The sequence below is a fragment of the Streptomyces sp. NPDC051452 genome, assembly GCF_044454765.1.
Classification (GTDB): Bacteria; Actinomycetota; Actinomycetes; order Streptomycetales; family Streptomycetaceae; genus Streptomyces.
Genome location: NZ_JBITEB010000002.1, coordinates 306,994 through 322,918, shown reverse-complemented (window position 1 = coordinate 322,918; position 15,925 = coordinate 306,994). Strand labels below are relative to the sequence as shown.

The window sequence follows — 15,925 nt, the reverse complement described above, 5'->3', positions numbered from 1 at the left end:
CACCGTGTTCCGCAGCGAGTACGCAGACGTCCCGCCCGTGGAACTGCCCATCCACGAGGCCGTCCTGGGCCGGGCCGCAGAGTTCGGTGCGCTGCCCGCGCTGATCGACGGCACGGACGGCACCACCCTCACCTACGAGCAGGTGGACCGGTTCCACCGGCGCCTGGCGGCCGCGTTCGCCGACACGGGCGTCCGCAAGGGCGACGTCCTCGCCCTGCACAGCCCCAACACGATCGTCTTCCCGACCGCCTTCTACGCGGCCACGCGCGCGGGTGCCCGTGTCACCACGGTGCACCCGCTCGCCACGCCGCAGGAGTTCGCGGGGCAACTGAAGGACAGCGGGGCCCGCTGGATCGTCACCGTCTCCCCGCTGCTTGCGTCCGCCCGCCGGGCCGCCGAACTCGCCGGCGGCGTACGGGAGATTTTCGTGTGCGACAGCGCGCCCGGGCACCGCTCGCTCGTCGACCTGCTCGCCACCACCGCCCCCGAGCCCCGCGTCGACCTCGACCCGGCCGAGGACGTGGCCGCGCTGCCGTACTCCTCGGGCACCACCGGCGTCCCCAAGGGCGTGATGCTCACCCACCGGCAGATCGCCACCAACCTCGCCCAGCTGGAGCCCGCCGTCCCGACCGGCCCCGGCGACCGCATCCTCGCCGTCCTGCCGTTCTTCCACATCTACGGCCTGACCGCCCTCATGAACGCCCCGCTGCGCCAGGGGGCCACCGTCGTCGTACTGCCCCGCTTCGACCTGGAGGCGTTCCTCGCCGCGATCGAGGCCCACCGCATCACCGGGCTGTACGTCGCCCCGCCCATCGTCCTCGCCCTGGCCAAGCACCCGGCCGTCACCCGCTACGACCTCTCCTCGCTGCGCTACGTCATCAGCGCCGCCGCACCACTGGACGCGCATCTGGCCCGCGCCTGCTCCGAACGTCTCGGGCTGCCCCCGATCGGCCAGGCCTACGGCATGACCGAACTGTCGCCCGGCACCCATGTCGTCCCCCTGGACCGGCTGCACCGGGCCCCGGCCGGCACGGTCGGCAGGCTCATCGCCGGCACCGAGATGCGGATCGTGTCCCTGGAAGACCCCGGGGAGGACCTCCCCACCGGTGAGCGCGGCGAGATCCTGATCCGCGGACCCCAGGTGATGAAGGGCTACCTCGGCCGCCCCGACGCCACCGCGGCCATGATCGACGCCGACGGCTGGCTGCACACCGGTGACGTGGGGCGGGTCGACGCCGACGGCTGGCTCTTCGTCGTCGACCGGGTGAAGGAACTCGTCAAGTACAAGGGCTTCCAGGTGGCCCCCGCCGAGCTGGAGGCCCTGCTGCTCACCCACCCCGGCATCGCCGACGCCGCCGTCCTCGGCACGCCCGGCGAGGACGGCACCGAGATCCCGCACGCCTTCGTCGTCCGCCGGCCCACCGCCGCCGAGCTGACCGAGAACGAGATCATGCTGTACGTCGCCGAACGCGTCGCCCCCTACAAACGCGTCCGCCAGGTCACCTTCATCCAGGACGTGCCCCGCGCCGCCTCCGGGAAGATCCTGCGACGACAGCTCAAGGAGCACCCGTGACCACACTGATCGCACGCACGCGCACGCGTGCCGTGGAGACCCTGAGCCTGGACTCCCCCGACACCCGCAACGCCCTGTCGGCCGACCTGGTCGGGCAACTCGCCGCGGCGCTGGCGCGGAGCGCGAAGGACCCGGAAGTCCGGGCCGTCGTCCTCACCCACACCGGCACCACCTTCTGCGCCGGCGCCGACCTGCGCGACCCGCCCCACCCCGAGGCGCTGGTGGGGGTGCTGCGGCAGCTCGTGGAGCTGCCCAAGCCGGTCGTCGCCCGGATCACCGGCCACGTCCGCGCGGGGGGCCTCGGCCTGCTCGCCGCCTGCGACCTCGCCGCCGCCTCCACCGCCGCCACCTTCGCCTTCACCGAGGTCCGCATCGGAGTGGCCCCCGCGGTGATCTCCCTGCCGGTCCTCCCGCGCACCGACCCGCGCGCCCTGGCCCGCTACTACCTCACCGGCGAGCGCTTCGACCCGCCGGAGGCGGTACGGCTGGGCCTGCTCACGACCGCGGCCGACGACGTCGACGACGCGCTCGCACCGATGCTCGACGGTCTGCGCCGCTCCGCCCCGCAGGCCCTGGCCGAGACGAAGCGGCTGCTCACGGCTAGGGTGCTGGAGACATTCGACCGGGACGCGGCGGAGCTGTCCGCGCTCTCGGCCCGGCTGTTCTCCTCCGACCAGGCCCGGGAGGGGATGACGGCATTCCTGGAGCGACGGGACGCGGCATGGGTGGTGTGAGGACGTGAGCGCGACGGCGGAAGGCGACCCGGTGCGCGAGCGGGAACCGATGCCGTGGGCCGGGCCCGGGGCGGGGGCGGGCGTGAAGTCCGAGGTCAGGCCCGATCGCAGTCCCAAGCAGGATCGCAGCCGGGCCACCCGGCAGCGGTTGCTTGAGGCCGCCGTGGCCTGTCTCGCCGAGCACGGCTGGGCGGGTTCCACGGTCTCCGTCGTCGCCGAACGCGCCGGTGTCTCCCGGGGCGCCGCCCAGCACCACTTCCCCACCCGCGAGGACCTGTTCACCGCGGCCGTCGAGTACGTCGCCGAGGAACGCTCCACCGCGCTCAGGGACCTGTTCCCGGACGGGGCCGCCGACCGCGGCGCCGTCGTCGCCGCACTGGTCGACCTCTTCACCGGCCCCCTCTTCCGGGCCGCCCTGCACCTGTGGGTGGCGGCCTGCGACGAGGAGCAGTTGCGGGGGCGGGTGACCGAGCTGGAGGCCCGCGTCGGCCGCGAGACCCACCGCATCGCCGTGGACCTGCTCGACGCCGACGAGTCGCGCCCCGGCGTCCGCGAGACCGTGCAGGGCCTGCTGGACATGGCCCGCGGGCTCGGCCTCGCCAACCTCCTCACCGACGACACCGCCCGCCGCGAACGGGTCGTCGCCCAGTGGGCCGCGCTGCTGGAGCGGGCGCTCGACTGAAGGCCCGCCGGGGACCTCCCGCGGGCTGTGACGGGGGCCACAGGCGTATGGCGGGGTGCGCAGTACCCTGGGCCCATGCTTCCGATGCTCGTCCGACGCCGCCACGTGGACTACGTGCGCGTCACGAGCATGGGCTGTCGGCGCTTCTCCGCCTGATACAGCCCCCTGTCTCCTCCTCGCTCTCTCCTTTTCCGGCACCGGGGCCGCTCCACCCTCGGCGGCCACCCCTGCCCCGTACACCCTGCGGACGTGCCATGACCTCGCACAGCGCGACGACCCCGTCGTACGACCAGCTCCCGATCATCGACCTGTCGGCCGCCGACCGCGGGCCCCGGGCCCGTGCCCTGCTCCACGCCCAACTGCACAGCGCGGCCCACGACGTGGGCTTCTTCCAGCTCGTCGGGCACGGAGTGTCGCGGGCCGGCACCGACGCGCTGCTCGCCGCCATGCGGGCCTTCTTCGCCCTCCCCGAGGCCGACCGGCTCGCCCTGGACAACGTGAACTCCCCGCACTTCCGCGGCTACACGCGCACCGGCGACGAGCGCACCGGCGGCGCCCGCGACTGGCGCGATCAGCTCGACATCGGCGCCGAACGCCCCGCCCGCGTCCCCGGGCCCGGCGAGCCCCCGTACTGGTGGCTACAGGGCCCCAACCAGTGGCCGGCCGCGCTCCCCGAACTGCGTACGGCGGCGCTGGGCTGGATCGCCGAGCTGAGTGCGGTCGCCCAGCGCCTGCTGCGCGAACTCCTGACCGCCATCGGCGCCCCGGCCGACTTCTACGACCCGGTCTTCGGCGCCCACGCCCACCCGCACCTCAAGCTCGTCCGCTACCCCGGCAGCGCGGGCGACGGCACCGACCAGGGCGTCGGCGCGCACAAGGACTACGGCTTCCTGACCCTGCTGTTGCAGGACACCGTCGGCGGCCTTCAGGTCCTGCGCGAGGACGGCCTCTTCCACGACGTGCCGCCGCTGCCCGGGGCCTTCGTGGTGAACCTCGGCGAACTGCTGGAGGTGGCGACCAACGGCTATCTCCTCGCCACCAACCACCGTGTGGTCAGCCCGCCCGGGGCGACGGAACGCTTCTCGGTCCCGTTCTTCTACAACCCCCGCCTGGACGCGCGGATCGAGCCGCTGCCGTTCCCCCACGCGGCGACGGCCCCCGGCATCACGACCGACCCGTCCAACCCCCTGTACGCCGAGTACGGCTACAACGAGTTGAAGGGCAAGGTGCGAGCCCACCCCCTGGTGGCGGAGCGGCATCACGCGGAGCTGCTGACGGCGGCGTGAGGCGAACGGGGCGGGCGGCGGCGGTGGGAGGCCCGGGCCGCCGCCCACCCGCCGCGCCGCTCCCGCCGCTCCCGCCGCTCATGGGAACGCGAGGGGACCAAGGGGACTAGTGGGCGATGTCCGCGTACCCGGTGATCTCCTCGGGCTTGCGGGGCGCGGGTCCCACATAGCGCGCGGAGGGCCGCACCAGACGCCCCGTCCGCTTCTGCTCCAGGATGTGCGCCGACCACCCCGCGGTACGCGCACACGTGAACATCGACGTGAACATGTGCGCCGGAACCTCCGCGAAGTCCAGGATGATCGCGGCCCAGAACTCCACGTTGGTCGCGAGCACCCGGTCGGGCCGGCGGGCGTGCAGCTCCTCCAGCGCGGCCTTCTCCAGCGCCTCGGCGATCTCGAACCGGGGAGCGCCCAGCTCGCGCGCCGTACGCCGCAGGACCCGCGCCCGCGGATCCTCGGCCCGGTACACCCGGTGCCCGAATCCCATCAGCCGCTCGCCCCGGTCCAGGGCCTGCCTGACGTACGCCTCGGCGTCGCCCGTGCGCTCGATCTCCTCGATCATCCCGAGCACCCGGGACGGCGCGCCGCCGTGCAGCGGGCCGGACATCGCGCCGACCGCGCCCGAGAGGGCGGCGGCGACGTCGGCGCCGGTGGAGGCGATCACCCGCGCGGTGAAGGTCGAGGCGTTCATCCCGTGCTCGGCCGCGGACGTCCAGTACGCGTCGACGGCGGCGACATGCTTCGGGTCCGGCTCGCCGCGCCAGCGGATCATGAACCGCTCCACGACCGAGTGCGCCTTGTCGATCTCCCGCTGCGGCACCATCGGCAGCCCCTGACCCCGCGCGGACTGGGCGACGTAGGACAGCGCCATCACGGCGGCCCGGGCGAGGTCGGCGCGGGCCTGCTCCACGTCGATGTCGAGCAGCGGTTTCAGACCCCACACCGGCGCGAGCATGGCCAGCGCCGACTGCACGTCCACCCGGATGTCACCGGAGTGCACCGGGATCGGGAACGGCTCGGCGGGCGGCAGGCCGGGATTGAAGGCGCCGTCGACCAGCAGCCCCCACACGTTCCCGAAGGAGACGTGTCCGACCAGGTCCTCGATGTCGACGCCCCGGTAGCGCAGGGCACCGCCCTCCTTGTCGGGTTCGGCGATCTCCGTCTCGAACGCGACGACTCCTTCGAGCCCGGGTACGAAATCGGACATCAGGCGGCTCCTAGTGATGTGTCGGCTGCGGTCACCCCGGTGATGCCCCCGTCGGCCGGAGGTCACCCGTGGCCGGCCGATCCACGAAGGGAACCAGCACGATAACTCCCGGTGCCACCGTTGGGGAGCCCCTGCGACACCGAGTGCCAGAAGCGTTCGATACGGCAAGATGACCGCGTGACCGACCGCGAACCCCTCCTGGACCCTCTCCTCGATCCCGCTGCCATGCGCAAGCAGTACCGGGCGGCGGGACTGGACGAGAGGAACCTCGCCACACATCCGATGGACCAGTTCGCCGGCTGGTTCGAGGACGCCGCGCGGGCGGCCCTGCACGGCACGCTCTACGAACCCAACGCGATGGTCGTCTCCACGACGGACGCCACGGGCCGGCCCAGCTCGCGCACGGTCCTCATGAAGCAGTTCGACACCGACGGCTTCGTCTTCTACACCAACTACGACTCCCGCAAGGGCCGCGACCTGGCGCAGAACCCGTACGTCTCGCTGCTCTTCCCCTGGCACCCGATCGCCCGCCAGGTCATCGTCACCGGCATCGCCCGCCGTACCGGCCGCGACGAGACGACCGCCTACTTCCGCACCCGGCCGCACGGCTCCCAGCTGGGCGCCTGGGCCAGCGCCCAGTCCACGGTGGTCGCCTCCCGCGCCGAACTCGACGCGGCGTACGCCGACCTGGAGGCCCGCTACCCCGAGGGCGAGCAGGTCCCGGTCCCGCCGCACTGGGGCGGCTTCCGCGTCGCACCCGAGACGGTCGAGTTCTGGCAGGGCCGCCAGAACCGCCTCCACGACCGGCTGCGCTACGTCTGCGAGCCGGCCGGGACCTGGCGGGTGGAACGCCTCAGCCCCTGACGCGGAAACGCAGACGACCCGCGAGCTCTGGTCCTCCGCCTGTCGGCGGAAGGCCGGCCGGACGTACCGGCGAGCTCGCGGGTCGGGTGACTGCCTGGGATTGGGCCGGCTGCACGCGTGTGTCACACGCGGGTCCGGCACCGCACTGGATGGGGTGTCGGGCGCTAGCCCGCAGCCACCTCACGCGTCCGGTTCTCATACATTTGCCGAACCACCTCCCTTCTCGTGTACTCCACACCCTAGGAAACGAGGAGGCGCGGCTCAACCGATTATTTTTCCGTACGTTCCCGCGTGCGGTCCGACCCCGGGCCGTGGCCGGGCGGCGCGTTTTGACTGTCGCGAACTTGCCGGAACATGATGTGTGCTGCGTCACGTTCGAGTTGAATGAAAGCCAGTGAGCCGAACCGAGCGCGTGCGTGCGCGAACGCAGCCTCCAGGGGGTCCAGGTGAATACTTCCCGGCGGAGTGGGACCACGGATGAGCTGGGCCCCGACGAGCCCGGCGAGTCCGGGGGCTCCGACCTGCTCGCCGCCCTGCTGGACGGCATGGACGCGGCACTGTGTGCCTTCGACGCCGACGGGGTCGTGACCCACTGGAACCGGGAGGCCGAGCGGATCCTCGGCTGGACGGCCGCCGAGGCCGTCGGGCGGCACGGCTTCGCCGGGTGGGCGGTGCGCAGCGCCGACGCCGAGGAGGTGCACACCCGGCTGATGTCCGCGATGCACGCGCCGGGGCGCCAGGTGCACGAGTTCGCTCTCGTCACCAAGGACGGCGGCCGGATCCTCGTCCGGACCCAGACCGCCGCCGTGCGCGGGCCGGAAGGCAAGCCGGCGGGCGTGTACTGCGCGTTCAGCGAGGTGCACGCGCAGATCGACCTGGAGCGGTCGATCGCGCTGAGCGAGGCGCTGCTGGAGGACGCGTCGTGGGGCGTCGTGCTCGTCGACGCGGACCTGCGGCCCGCCGTGGTGAACGCGTACGCCGCCCGCACGCTGGGCATCCGGCGCACGTCCGCGCTGGGGCGGCCGCTCGGCGAGCTGCTGGCGCAGGGTGTGGAGGAGCTGGAGGCGGCGCTCACCCACGTGCTGTCCGAGGGCGCGCCGCCGGCGCCCGCCGAGATGTGGGTGAGCGTGCGCGGCCCGGAGGGCGAGAAGCGGCGCTGCTGGCGCAGCGGCTTCCTGCGGCTGGCCTCGCCGCTCGCGGAGGAACCCGTGCCGCTCGGGGTCGGCTGGCTCTTCCAGGACGTCACCGAGGCCAAGCAGGGCGAGCAGGACGCGGCCCTGCTGCGGTTCCGCACCAACCAGCTGCACCGCGCGGCCCGGGCCGCCGCCGAGTGCGAGAACCCGGCGGAGGCGGCCACCGTCCATCTGGACTTCGCGCTCGCCGGCTTCGCCGACCACGCGCTGATCGACCGGGTCGCGGCCGTCTCGAGCACGGCGGACGAGAAAGCGCCCGGTCCACCGCGGCTGGTGCGGCTCGCCGAGACGCCGGCCGGCGCGCCGGGCCCGAGCCTGCTCACCGGCGCGGCCGGGCTGCCCGTGCGGTACGAGGAGGGGCATCCGGCGCTGCAGTGCGTGGAGCGGGCCGGAACCGTGCGCGCGGACGCCGGGTCGGTCTCGGCGGAGCGGGCCGGCGCCTGGGCGGCGGAGCGGCAGTGGCCCGGGGACGCGGCGCACGGGCTGTGCGCGGTGCTGCGCAGCCGGGGGCGGACGCTGGGGGTGGTGACGTTCCTGCGCGGGGCGGCCCGCGGCCGCTTCGAACGGTCCGACACCGCCTATGCGGAGGACGTGGCCGGACGCATCGCGGCGGCCCTGGACCTGGCGGAGGCGGCACGCGCGGGGACGGACGGCGGCCGGTAGGACACCGCGCCGACCGGGCGCGGTGCCGTCGTACCGCACCCCGCCCGGCCCCCGGACGGGTTCAGTGGCGGTAGAAGATCCGGTCGCCGTACTCCCGCATCACCCGGCCGTTCCACTCGTGGCCGCCGTCGACGTTGCCGGAGCGCAGGAGCGGGGGCTCGATGCCCCGGTCGGCCAGGGTGGCCGCGGCGGTGGCGACCACGGCCTGCATCATGGCCGTGGTGACGACGGTGGAGGCGGGGGCGAAGGGCGCCGGGATGGTGTCGAGGGTGAGTTCCGCGTCGCCGACCGCGATCTTGGAGTCGAGGACGATGTCGCAGTGGTCCTTCAGGAAAGTGCCGGAGGTGTGCCGGGACTTGGTCTCCGAGGCGTAGGCCACCGAGGTCAGGCCGATCACCCGCACCCCGAGGGCCCGGGCGTTCACGGCCATCTCCACGGGCAGGGCGTTGCGGCCGGAGAGGGAGATGATCACCAGGGCGTCGCCGGCCCGGACGGGGGAGGTGTCGAGGACGGCGCTCGCGAGGCCGTCGACCCGTTCGAGGGCGGAGCCGAGGGTGGCCGGGGTGACGTCGACGCCGACGACGCCGGGCACGGCGAGCAGGTTCATCAGGGCGAGGCCGCCCGCGCGGTAGACGACGTCCTGGGCGGCCAGGGAGGAGTGCCCGGCGCCGAAGGCGAACAGGCGGCCACCGGTGGCGACGGTGTCGGCGAGCAGGGTGCCGGCCGCGGTGATCGCCTCGGCCTCCTCCTCGCGGACCCGTTGCAACAGGCCGATGGCGGCGTCGAAGAACAGGTCGGCAGGCGTGCCGTCGCTCATGCGGTGCCCCTTCGCAGCGTCTGTGTCGCGGATCACCGTGCGGTCTGGACCAGTGCGGTGTCAATACGGCCGCGAGGCGGAGGGGGCGCGGTCAACGGCGTGATCGGATCGCGCGCGGCCCGGCCCGGAGTCAGGGCCCGGGGCCGTCCCGGACGGCCGACGGCCCCGCCTTTTCCCGGTGCCCCCCGCTTGTCAGTGGGATCCGGCAGAATTGGGGTCAGGGCCAGCGCACGCGGCCGGGCTCGCCGGCAGAGGTAATCGAGGGGCACGTATGTCCGGACTGATCGACACCACGGAGATGTATCTCCGCACCATCCTCGAGCTGGAAGAGGAAGGCGTCGTGCCCATGCGCGCCCGCATCGCGGAGCGGCTCGACCAGAGCGGGCCGACGGTGAGCCAGACGGTGGCGCGGATGGAGCGGGACGGCCTGGTCTCCGTGGCCAGCGACCGTCACCTGGAGCTCACGGACGAGGGCCGCCGGCTGGCGACGCGCGTGATGCGCAAGCACCGCCTCGCCGAGTGTCTCCTCGTGGACGTGATCGGCCTGGAGTGGGAGCAGGTGCACGCGGAGGCCTGCCGCTGGGAGCACGTGATGAGCGAGGCCGTGGAGCGCAGGGTGCTGGAACTGCTGCGCCATCCGACCGAGTCGCCGTACGGCAACCCGATCCCGGGCCTTGAGGAGCTGGGCGAGAAGGACGGGGCCGATCCGTTCCTGGACGCGGGCATGGTCTCGCTGGCCGACCTGGACCCGGGCACGGACGGGAAGACGGTCGTCGTGCGTCGGATCGGCGAGCCGATCCAGACGGACGCGCAGCTGATGTACACGCTGCGGCGGGCGGGCGTGCAGCCCGGTTCCGTGGTGAGCGTGACGGAGTCGGCCGGCGGGGTGCTGGTGGGCAGCGGTGGTGAGGCGGCCGAGCTGGAGCCGGACATCGCCTCGCATGTGTTCGTCGCCAAGCGCTGAGAGCGAGAGGGCCCCGGCGCCTTGTGGCGCCGGGGCCTGTCCTCCCCTGTGCTGACCTGGAGCCCCGAGCTCTCAAGGTCATTCCCTTCGGACCGTCTTTCCCCGAGCGGTCCGCCCTCCCGCCTGAAGAGATCCCCTCGGTGGCGGCGATCATTCCTTGGGGGGTGTCACTCGAACGAGGGGTGTTGCCCACAGGGACACTTTTCTCGAATGGGTATTCGATAGTCTGCGGCGGCAGTTCGCCGGTGGAACACCGGTGCGAGGCAGGCGGAGCTGGGGGGGTACCAGGCCCATGGCACGGCGTATCGACGTGACGGGAGCGGGCGGCTTGCGGCTGGCCGCCTGGGAGTTCGCCGACCCACCCAAGGAGGACCCGCAGGACACGGCCGTCTACGGGACCGATCCGGCGCCCGGCGCACCGGGCGTGCTGTTACTCCACGGCCTGATGGGTCGTGCCTCCCACTGGGCCGCGACCGCGCGCCGGCTCGGTGAACGCCACCGCGCCGTCGCCCTCGACCAGCGGGGCCACGGACAGAGCGACAAGCCCCCACAGGCCGCCTACACCCGGGAGGCGTACGTCGAGGACGCCGAGGCCGCCCTGGAACAGCTGGGCCTGGCCCCCGTTGTCCTCATCGGCCACGCCATGGGCGCGCTGACCGCCTGGCAGCTCGCCGCCAAGCGCCCCGACCTCGTGTGCGGCCTGGTCGTCTGCGACATGCGGGCCTCCGCGCTCGGCGCGGCCTCGCAGCGCGAGTGGGCCGACTGGTTCCGGTCCTGGCCCGTCCCCTTCGCCACGCTCGCCGACGTCCGCAAGTGGTTCGGCGAGGACGACCCCTGGGTGGAGCGCCCGAACCCCTCCCGCGGCGCGTTCTACGCCGAGGTCATGCAGGAGGGCCCCGACGGCTGGCGCCCGGTGTTCGATCCGGAGCGGATGCTCGCCTCCCGTGAGACGTGGGTGTACGACGCCCACTGGGAGGAACTGGCCCAGGTCCGCTGCCCCGCGCTGGTCGTACGCGGCCTGGACGGCGAACTGGGGCGCGCCGAGGCCCAGGAGATGGTCCGCGTGCTGCCGCACGGGGAGTACGCCGAGATCACCGACGCCGGCCACCTCGTCCACTACGACCAGCCGGAGGCCTGGCGCACCGCGGTCGAACCGTTCCTGGACCGGGTCCTGACCACCCGCCCCCACCCGCCCACGCCCACCACCCAGGCCACCCCCACCACCCCCACCACCCGGGCCGGCGAGCGGCGAGCGGCGAGCGGAGAGCAGGAGTCTCAATGACGAAGTCAAGCCGCCTGCGTGACCGGCGGGGTGGAGGTGAACACCCGTCCGTCGCGCAGCAGGGCCCACAACACACTCGCTCGTCGGCGGGCCAGTGCGATGACGGCCTGGACGTGCTTGCAGCCTTCGCCGCGCTTTTTGAGGTAGAAGTCCCGGTTGGGTCCTTCGCGGATGATGCTGGTCTGTGCGGACATGTAGAAGACCCGCCGCAGGCGGCGGCTGTAGCGCTTGGGCCGGTGGAGGTTGCCGGTGCGGCGGCCGGAATCACGCGGGACGGGCACAAGCCCGGCCGCCGAGGCCAGATGGCCGGCATCGGTGTAGGCCGAGAGGTTCCCGGCGGCGACGACGAACTCGGCGCCGAGTATCGGGCCCATGCCGGGCAGGGACTCGATGATCTCCGCCTGCGGGTGGCTGCGAAACGTCTCGCGGATCTGCTTGTCGATCCGCTTCAGCCGGTCGTCCAGGGCCAGGATCTGCGCGGCCAGGTCGGCGACGATCTCGGCGGCGACGTCCTCGCCGGGCAGCGCGGTCTGCTGGGCTTGGGCCGCCTCCAGCGCGGTCTCGGCGACCGCGTCCGCGCTTCGGACGCCGCGGTTGGCCAGCCAGGCCGTCAGGCGGGCCCGGCCACGGCGGCGGATCCCGGCGGGGGTCTGGTAACCCGTCAGCAGGACAAGCGCGCCCTTCTGCGAGCTGTAGTCGAAGGCCCGTTCCAGTGCGGGGAAGATTCCGGTCAGCACGTCGCGCAGCCGGTTGATGAGTCTCACTCGATCGGCCACCAGATCGGACCGGTGAGCGGTCAGCAGCGCGAGGTCGGCAGCCAGCTGGGCAGGTACGTCGATCGCGGCGAAGTCGTTGCGGTGGCGGGCGGTTTCGGCGATGACATAGGCGTCGCGGGCATCGGTCTTCGCCTCGCCCCGGTAGGCACCCGACATGCGGTTGACCGTGCGGCCGGGAACGTAGACGGTCTGCTGGCCGTGGGCTGCGAGCAGGGCCAGCAGCAGAGCCGAGGACGTGCCGGAGATGTCCACCGCCCAGTGAACCTCGTCCGCCAGGCCCAGGATCTCGCCCAGCGCGGCCAGGATCGCCGACTCGTCGTTGTCGATCTTCTTCGACCACAAGGTCGCGCCGGTCTCGTCGACCACAGCAGCCCAATGGTGGCCTTTACCTGCGTCGACACCGACCCAGACCTGGGCCTTCCGCCTGCTCATCCGCCCCTCCTCGCGCCGTTTGGCATCCCGCCGGCCCGAGGAACACCCCGCTGTCATCTCCGTAATCAGCGACCGCACGAAGCGCGCACATCTCAATCAGCAGCCAGGGCGCCCCGGAGAGCCGGACGGCCACTCCTGCGGAGCCACGACTGGCAAGACCCCATCAGCCACATCCGGCCCTCCCGGGCCGCCTAACAACTTACGGAGGCCCCATGACCACGGCGATGACGGCGAGCGCGGCCGCGGCGGAGCAGGAGGCGTTTTTGAAGGCCTTTCACGCGGCGCGCCCCGCGGTGACGACGGAGGCGTTCGGCGAGGCGCGCGCCGCCGACGGCCGCTCCGGTTACGAGAACCTCCGCGACCGGGTGTCCGGCCGCCGGCGCGTCCTGGACCTCGGCTGCGGCGACGGTGCGCTGCTGGAGCTGCTCGCCCGCACCCCCGGCCGGAAACTCGCCGGTGTGGACATCTCCCCGGAGTCGCTGTCCCTGGCGCGCCGCCGGCCGGCCCTGTCGTCGGCCGTCCTGGTCGAGGCCCGGGCCCAGCTGCTGCCCTTCCCGGACGACGGATTCGACGCCTGCGTCTCCCATCTGACCCTGATGCTCATGGCCGACGTCGAGCAGGTCCTCGCCGAGCTGGGCCGGGTGCTGACGGCCGGGGGAGTGCTTGCCTGTCTGACCGGAGCGGGCGGTGGCGGCGCGGGCTACGCGCTGCTCGGCGAGCTGCTGCCGGAGGCGCTGGAACAGGCCCCGGCCGACCGGCGCATGCCCGCGCTGGGCGACCGCCGTACCCGGGACCCCGAGCACCTCGCCGGCCTGCTCGCCACGGCCGGATTCCGCACCCGGGACCGGGAGACGGTGAGCCTCGACCTGAGCGGCCGGCCCGAGCGGGTCTGGGCGGCCCTCTCCGGCCTCTACGACTTCGCCGCCCTGGACGCCCCCGCGCTGGCCGCCCTGCGGGTGGCCTTCCTCGCCCGCGCCGCCCGCCTCGCCCCCTCGGGCGCCGCGTTGGACTGCCACTTCCGCGCCCACGTCGTCACGGCCACCCTCGACCGAAAGCCGCTCGGATCGGTTACCCCTTGCTGACCGCCGTCAGGATCTCCGGGAGGCGGCCCGCCGTCCGGGGGGCTGCCAGACGGAGGCCCAGGAAGGTGAGCGTGGTTCCGTAGGCCGCGCCCGCCGGCAGCAGCAGCCAGCTCCACTCGTCGCCGTGCTCGCTGACGTTGGCCCAGATGGAGAGCGCGATGACGGGTGAGCACAGCAGGGCCGCCGCGACCATGCCGCCGAAGATCGAGATCCAGGCGAGGCCGGCCTGCCCGGGGGCCACGTTCTTGTGGCCCTCCTGCGGGATGGAGTACGGGAAGCGGGCCGAGGTCCACGCACCGGTGGCCAGCATCGCCCCGAGCAGTGCCAGGGACAGCCCCAGCACCTCCGGCAGCCGCGCCCAGGAGCCCAGCAGCCAGGTCGTCAGGACGGTCACGAGGACGGCGTACGGGAGGGTGATGAGCAGCAGGGCCAGGGCCCGGCCGCGCAGTTCGGCGTAGGCGTCCCGGGCCGAGGAGACGGTCGTGGCGACCATCCAGAACGCGGAGGTGTCCTGCCCGAACTGGTTGTACATCTGGATGCCGAGCATCCCGGCGGCGAAGCAGGCGAAGTACACCGACCCGGTGCCCTGCACGGCGTTGAACACCGGCACGATGAGCCCGATGGCCAGCGAGGTCACCCACGCGGCCTTGGTCTTGGGGTCGCGCCAGATGTAGCGCAGGCTGCGTTCCATCACGGTGCCCGTGCGCCCGCCCGGCAGCAGCCGCCCCAGTCCGGCGGAGGAGGCGCGCTCGCGTGTCCCGGCGTCGGCGGCCCCCAGCGTGGACCCGTCGGGCGCGGTCATCAGCCGGGTCAGGCTCCGGGCCCAGACCACCACCAGCAGCCCCAGCAGGGCCGCCGACAGGGCGAGCCGGGCGACCGCCGTGCCGTACGCCCCCTCGCTCGCCGCCCGCACCGCGCCCACCGCCGACGCCGGCGGCACCCAGGACAGCACGTCGGCCACCGGCCGCAACCGGCCCAGCCCGGCCGAGCCCAGGCGCTGCGCGCCGAAGTTCACCAGCTGCGCCCCGACTGCGATCAGCAGCCCGCTCAGCACGGCCAGATCGCGGCCCTTCCTGCTGGTCAGCAGTCGCACGTTGGCGACGGCGACGGCCCGGGCCAGTGCCACGCAGACCAGCAGGGCGAGGGCGACGGCGAGGACCGCGACGACGTATCCGGCGGGGCCGTGCGCCAGGGACAGCGCGCAGCCCGCGAGGACCAGCACGGTGAACAGCGGGCCGATGCCGACCAGGGAGGTCACGAGCAGGGCCCGTACCAGCGGCCGGGGGCGCAGCGGCAGCAGCACCAGCCGGGTCGGGTCCAGGGTCTCGTCGCCGGTCGGGAAGAACAGCGGCAGGACCGCCCAGCCCAGTGCCAGCACGGCCGTGCCGGTCACGGCCACCACGTCGGCGTGCGCCTGTCCGCGCAGCAGGAGCAGCCCCAGCAGCTGTGAGAGTGCGAACAGGACCGCGAGGACCGCCGAGACGACGAACGCGGCCCGCCGGCCCCCCGACTGCCGCAGCCCGTTCCTCAGCAGCGACAGTTTCAGCCGTACGAGGGTGGGAGTCGGGCTCGTCATCGGGCCGCACCGCCGCCCAGCCAGTCGAGATCGGATCCGGTGTGCCGGCCGCTCGCCCCGACCAGTTCCAGGAACGCCGCGTGCAGCGTGGGGTGCGATCCGCGCACCTCGGCCAGGGGGCCGGTCGCGCGGATGCGTCCGGCCGCCAGCACCGCGACCCAGTCGCACAGCGACTCGACCAGCTCCATGACGTGGGAGGAGAACACGACGGTGGCCCCGGAGCCGGTGTACCGCTCCAGTACGCCCCGGATGGTCTGCGCGGACACCGGGTCGACGCCCTCGAACGGCTCGTCCAGGAAGAGCACCTCGGGGTTGTGCAGAAGCGCCGCGGCGAGCCCGATCTTCTTGCGCATGCCGGTGGAGTAGTCGACGACGAGCTTGTGCTGGGAACCGGCCAGGTCCAGCACGTCCAGCAGCTGGGTGGCCCGCTTGTCGACCTCGTCTCCCGGCAGTCCGCGCAACCGCCCCGAGTACGCCAGCAGTTCCCGCCCGGAAAGCCGCTCGAACAGGCGCAGGCCTTCGGGCAGCACCCCGATCCGCGCCTTGACGGCCACCGGATCCCGCCACACGTCGTGCCCGACGACCTCCACGGTGCCCTCGTCGGGGCGCAGCAGCCCGGTGACCATGGACAGGGTGGTGGTCTTCCCGGCCCCGTTCGGCCCGACCAGTCCGATGAACTTCCCGGCGGGCAGCTCCAGATCGATTCCCCCGACAGCGACGTGCTGCCCGAACCGCTTCCAGAGCCCCCGCACACGTACGGCAGATTCGGTCATGCACGCACCCTACGCGGGGCG

Annotated in this window: 14 protein-coding genes; 9 read left to right on the top strand and 5 right to left on the bottom strand. The window is 73.2% G+C overall.

Annotated elements, in window-relative coordinates; all coding sequences use genetic code 11:
* Positions 1-4: 4 nt before the first annotated feature.
* The 4 genes from ACIBA9_RS06710 (at position 5) to ACIBA9_RS06695 (ending at position 4,275) form a co-directional block, all read left to right on the top strand.
* Positions 5-1,573 (top strand): 4-coumarate--CoA ligase family protein, encoded by a 1,569-nt coding sequence (locus tag ACIBA9_RS06710; protein WP_399360288.1) that lies wholly within the window; start codon positions 5-7, stop codon positions 1,571-1,573.
* The gene (locus ACIBA9_RS06705; RefSeq protein WP_399360286.1) at positions 1,570-2,307 is read left to right on the top strand and encodes an enoyl-CoA hydratase family protein; all 738 of its coding nucleotides are present in this window, start codon (positions 1,570-1,572) and stop codon (positions 2,305-2,307) included. Before ACIBA9_RS06710 ends, ACIBA9_RS06705 begins: the two co-directional genes overlap by 4 nt.
* Before the next feature lie 49 nt (positions 2,308-2,356).
* The gene (locus ACIBA9_RS06700) at positions 2,357-2,989 is read left to right on the top strand and encodes a TetR/AcrR family transcriptional regulator (RefSeq protein WP_393900810.1); all 633 of its coding nucleotides are present in this window, start codon (positions 2,357-2,359) and stop codon (positions 2,987-2,989) included.
* 254 nt (positions 2,990-3,243) lie between these two features.
* Positions 3,244-4,275 (top strand): isopenicillin N synthase family dioxygenase, encoded by a 1,032-nt coding sequence (locus tag ACIBA9_RS06695; protein ID WP_399360284.1) that lies wholly within the window; start codon positions 3,244-3,246, stop codon positions 4,273-4,275.
* Between the two features lie 106 nt (positions 4,276-4,381).
* Here ACIBA9_RS06695 and ACIBA9_RS06690 read toward each other — a convergent pair whose 3' ends face one another.
* Positions 4,382-5,482, bottom strand: a complete 1,101-nt coding sequence (locus ACIBA9_RS06690; protein WP_399360282.1) for a citrate synthase 2 — start codon at positions 5,480-5,482, stop codon at positions 4,382-4,384.
* A gap of 177 nt (positions 5,483-5,659) precedes the next feature.
* On the opposite strand from ACIBA9_RS06690, the gene pdxH reads away from it, so the two are divergent.
* Both pdxH and ACIBA9_RS06680 read left to right on the top strand, forming a co-directional pair.
* Positions 5,660-6,346, top strand: a complete 687-nt coding sequence (gene pdxH, locus ACIBA9_RS06685; protein WP_399360280.1) for a pyridoxamine 5'-phosphate oxidase — start codon at positions 5,660-5,662, stop codon at positions 6,344-6,346.
* Between the two features lie 446 nt (positions 6,347-6,792).
* On the top strand, positions 6,793-8,202 hold the full coding sequence (locus ACIBA9_RS06680; RefSeq protein ID WP_399360278.1) for a PAS domain-containing protein: 1,410 nt from the start codon (positions 6,793-6,795) through the stop codon (positions 8,200-8,202).
* Between the two features lie 61 nt (positions 8,203-8,263).
* Here the strand turns inward: ACIBA9_RS06680 and ACIBA9_RS06675 are convergent, their stop codons facing one another.
* Positions 8,264-9,019, bottom strand: coding sequence for an SIS domain-containing protein (locus ACIBA9_RS06675; RefSeq protein WP_399360276.1), 756 nt, complete (start codon positions 9,017-9,019; stop codon positions 8,264-8,266).
* Positions 9,020-9,290: 271 nt separating this feature from the next.
* Here ACIBA9_RS06675 and ACIBA9_RS06670 point away from each other — a divergent pair, with 271 nt between their 5' ends.
* On the top strand, positions 9,291-9,983 hold the full coding sequence (locus ACIBA9_RS06670) for a metal-dependent transcriptional regulator (RefSeq protein ID WP_362158587.1): 693 nt from the start codon (positions 9,291-9,293) through the stop codon (positions 9,981-9,983).
* A 292-nt stretch (positions 9,984-10,275) separates the two neighbouring features.
* A complete protein-coding gene (locus ACIBA9_RS06665) occupies positions 10,276-11,265 on the top strand; it encodes an alpha/beta fold hydrolase (RefSeq protein WP_399360274.1) in 990 nt (329 codons plus the stop codon).
* 5 nt (positions 11,266-11,270) lie between these two features.
* Here ACIBA9_RS06665 and ACIBA9_RS06660 read toward each other — a convergent pair whose 3' ends face one another.
* Positions 11,271-12,473: an IS110 family transposase gene (locus ACIBA9_RS06660; protein ID WP_399360272.1), complete on the bottom strand. Its 1,203-nt coding sequence runs from the start codon at positions 12,471-12,473 to the stop codon at positions 11,271-11,273.
* A gap of 212 nt (positions 12,474-12,685) precedes the next feature.
* On the opposite strand from ACIBA9_RS06660, the gene ACIBA9_RS06655 reads away from it, so the two are divergent.
* Complete coding sequence (locus ACIBA9_RS06655) at positions 12,686-13,555, top strand: class I SAM-dependent methyltransferase (protein WP_399360270.1); 870 nt, start codon at positions 12,686-12,688, stop codon at positions 13,553-13,555.
* Here the strand turns inward: ACIBA9_RS06655 and ACIBA9_RS06650 are convergent.
* A complete protein-coding gene (locus ACIBA9_RS06650; protein WP_399360268.1) occupies positions 13,542-15,131 on the bottom strand; it encodes a transporter in 1,590 nt (529 codons plus the stop codon). The two genes, ACIBA9_RS06655 and ACIBA9_RS06650, sit on opposite strands and share 14 nt — an antisense overlap.
* The gene (locus tag ACIBA9_RS06645) at positions 15,128-15,904 is read right to left on the bottom strand and encodes an ABC transporter ATP-binding protein (RefSeq protein ID WP_362158578.1); all 777 of its coding nucleotides are present in this window, start codon (positions 15,902-15,904) and stop codon (positions 15,128-15,130) included. Before ACIBA9_RS06645 ends, ACIBA9_RS06650 begins: the two co-directional genes overlap by 4 nt.
* Between the last annotated feature and the right edge of the window lie 21 nt (positions 15,905-15,925).